The organism is Aeromonas sp. s9 (assembly GCF_040907765.1).
Taxonomy (GTDB): Bacteria; Pseudomonadota; Gammaproteobacteria; order Enterobacterales; family Aeromonadaceae; genus Aeromonas; species Aeromonas caviae.
Map to the genome: position 1 here is coordinate 1 of NZ_JBFOCK010000055.1, position 3,325 is coordinate 3,325.

The following is a 3,325-nucleotide window of genomic DNA, read 5'->3' on the forward strand; positions in this document are numbered from 1 at the left end:
TGGAACAGGTCGTAGACCACCTCCGCCTGCGGGCAGTGTTGCTTCACCTCCAGGTCGAACGCCGTGTTCATGTCCATCGCCACCGCCTCAATCTGCTGGCATCGCTCGCCGAGCTGCTCGAAGAAGGGACGGATAGCGGCCCGACTGTTGCCGTGCCCCACCCACAGGACGCGGGTTCGCTCGGCATCCATGATCACGGTGGCATAGCGGTGTCCCTTGTGCAGGGCAAACTCATCCATCACCAGCCGCCGCACCTCCCCAAGTTCGATGGTGCCCACACTAGTCTGCAAACGGCGCTTGTCGATCTCCTTGATGGTGTGCCAACCGACCCCGGTGAGCTGGCTGACATGGCGGATGGGGAGGTACTGAACGAGCGCTTCAATCCAGCACTGCATGCGCCGGGTGAGGCGGGAGCCAGAGGGGAGCCAGTCGATATGTTCACTGACGCGACCACAGCGCAGACAGTCGACGCGGCGAACAGGCAGTTGTAACCAGACTTGTCGGTCAAATAGGTCTCGCTCACGCACCCGGCGGATACGTTGGTCGTGGATCAATGGCGTGGGTTGCAGGCATCGGCGACAACGGGGCAAGAAGTCGGCGCGAGGCTCAAGGGTAAACAGGGTGTGATGGTTGGCAGAAAGCGCTTGGGCGATGACGGTATAACCTGGCCAGAAGGAGGTAATATCAATATGATGCACGGCGACAGCAGGGTGATGGTGGTGGTGTGTTTGGCGACAACCAGTTTACCAGCACCCTGTCTGTCAACTTCCACTTTCCCAGGATCCCGCGAAGAACCTTTTTTTATGGCGCTGTCCCAATTATGTGTTGGAAGGCTAATCTGGAAGTAGGTCATCACCGCGAGGACCTTCATCATGGATACGCCAGCCTTCCAACACCTGTTGTCCCTCTTTCCATTACTTACTCTGCGTCAGCGCCGTGTCGCTCAGCATGAGCTAGCCGCTCCACACCCGATTACGTCCCTCCATGCCCAGTTACCCACATGCTGCGGCTGTCCCCACTGCCAGGCGGATGCCACCCAGCTGGCCCCCTGGGGCTGGAGCCGTGGGCTGCGTCGTTACCGTTGTAAGCAGTGTCGGCGAACCAGCTCCCTCCTCACCAAGACGCCTTTGGCCAGATTACGTAAGGCTGAGCATTGGGAGGACTACGCCCAGGCTCTCATCGACGGGCTCACTGTCCGCCAGGCCGCCGTCCGCTGCGGTGTTTGCAAGAACACCGCCTTCTTGTGGCGTCACCGCTTCCTGAAGGCGATGGCAAACCACCAGGCAACACGGGAAGAAGGCATTGTGGAAGTGGATGAAACCTTCTTCCTCGAATCGTTCAAGGGGCAGCGAGGGTTGCCTCGTCCGGCAAGACATCGTGGCGGGAAAGGGCGTACCCGGGGGACCGGGCGGGATTACATCCCGGTGATGGTGGTGCAGGACAGGGCGGGCCATCAAGCCGACTTTCAGCTGGAAAGGCTGGATGCGCAGACGGTGAAAGCGGTGTTGCAGCCACTCATCGCGCCCGATGCAGTGCTCTGCAGTGATGGTGCAGGGGTGTATGCCAGTTTCAGCCAAGCGCGGGGCATAACACATCAGGTGGTGTACAACCGTCGAGGTGAGCGAGTCATTGGGGCATACCACATCCAGCATGTGAACGGATATCACCGGCGGTTGAAGGAGTGGATGGAACGATTCCATGGAGTCGCAACCCACTACCTGAGGAATTATCTGGGCTGGCGCAGGATGCTGGAACGTTACGGCAGGGAGGTAAATACCAAGATGTGTTTGCATGAGGCGCTAGGGCACCCGATGCAACACGTAATTGGGACATAGCCTAATGGGATGGTCTGCTCCATCCACCCCGCTATGCTGTAGCCAACATCAAGGAGGCTCATCATGACTCAAGCGCAGATTTACATTTACGGGATCGATTTAGGCAAAAATTGGTTTCACCTGGTGGCGATGGATCGCATGGGGCATGTATTGGCCAAGCAAAAGCTCACTCGCTCACAACTGAAACAGTTCATTAGCACGACCCCACCCTGTCGGGTCGCCTTCGAGGCATGTCCTGGTTCGCAATACTGGGGGCGCCTGTTTCAACAGGCGGGGTTCGAACCCAAGATTATCCCTGCCCAATTTGTGAAGCCCTACCTCAAATCAAACAAGAATGACTTCAACGATGCTACCGCCATTGCCGAGGCTGGTAGCAGAGGCACTATGCGCTGTGTCCCGTTGAAATCTCATGAGCAACTGGCATTGCAGGCGACTCATCGCGTCCGTCAGCGTTTCATCGTCGAACGTACCGCCACTGTCAATCAGATGCGAGCGTTGCTGCTGGAATATGGGCTCACCGTGCCAGTCGGCAGAAAAGTCTTCGAGCGCTCTCTGCCGACGATCCTTGAAGATGCCGAGAATGGCTTGCCTGACTTTATCCGCGCCCTGGTATTACGCCTGAGAGAACGGTGGCAACAGCTGGATATTCAGATTGATGACATGAGCCTCATGCTCGGACAAGCCTCAAGCGCATCAGGTTTGTGCCAAAAAATCAGTACCGTCCCCGGCATTGGACCGATTGTCTCAACCGCGTTGATTGCCGCGATTGGCAATGGCTCACAATTCAAGAAAGCCCGCGACCTGTCAGCCTGGTTGGGGTTGGTCCCCAGGCAATATTCAACGGGTGGCAAATCTTCGCTCGGCGGGATCAGTAAGCGTGGCAATAGCTATTTAAGGCAAATGGTTATTCAGGGCGCCAAAGCGCTAAAAATTCACATGAAGCGTGACAAATCATCGTTAGGCGAATGGGTCGCTAGGCTGGAGGCCGGCCATCACCATCATGTGGTCCTTATCGCCTTGGCCAACAAGATAATGCGAATTTGCTGGAAAGTACTGACATCCGGCAGGGATTACCAACCCTATCCCAACGCAAGCGCAGCCGTTTAACAGATATAACTCATACCCGGTTTTGCGAGCCAAAAACAGATGACAGAAGCGTTCACCCCACGACGTTGCAGCCTGGCTAAAAAAGCAGTCTCTCATGACTGGTAGCTTTATTAGGACGACGACGTGCGGATCCCATCAAGGCCAGAGCCGGAAAACGGCTCACAGATAGGCCGGATACATTGACGCAAACGACTTCTGGAAATCAGTTCAAGCTTGCAGATAAGGAGCAGACCATACATTTTTTATGCGGGCTCCTCACCCCCTCCTCCCCCTGCGGGGGCCCGACTATCCATAGATTGGCCCCTTGAAGATCCAGACACTTCGCCCCTCTTAACTTAAGAGGTAGTCTTGGAGCTATGTTCAGTACTAGTCACAACGAGAAG

Annotated in this window: 2 protein-coding genes and 1 pseudogene; 2 read left to right on the plus strand and 1 reads right to left on the minus strand. The window is 56.2% G+C overall.

The window, feature by feature from the left end; genetic code table 11:
* A pseudogene (locus tag AB5Y54_RS10790) lies at positions 1–698 on the minus strand (ISL3-like element ISAeme19 family transposase); the annotation flags it as partial.
* A gap of 174 nt (positions 699–872) precedes the next feature.
* On the opposite strand from AB5Y54_RS10790, the gene AB5Y54_RS10795 reads away from it, so the two are divergent.
* Both AB5Y54_RS10795 and AB5Y54_RS10800 read left to right on the plus strand, forming a co-directional pair.
* A complete protein-coding gene (locus tag AB5Y54_RS10795; RefSeq protein WP_041215707.1) occupies positions 873–1,835 on the plus strand; it encodes an IS1595 family transposase in 963 nt (320 codons plus the stop codon).
* 63 nt (positions 1,836–1,898) lie between these two features.
* Positions 1,899–2,942: an IS110 family transposase gene (locus AB5Y54_RS10800; RefSeq protein ID WP_103859307.1), complete on the plus strand. Its 1,044-nt coding sequence runs from the start codon at positions 1,899–1,901 to the stop codon at positions 2,940–2,942.
* Positions 2,943–3,325: the final 383 nt, after the last annotated feature.

Excerpts from the sequence above, each read along its gene's own strand:
- AB5Y54_RS10795 (WP_041215707.1), top strand. The coding sequence starts at position 873 with ATGGATACGCCAGCCTTCCAACACCTGTTGTCCCTCTTTCCATTACTT.
- AB5Y54_RS10800 (WP_103859307.1), top strand. The coding sequence starts at position 1,899 with ATGACTCAAGCGCAGATTTACATTTACGGGATCGATTTAGGCAAAAAT.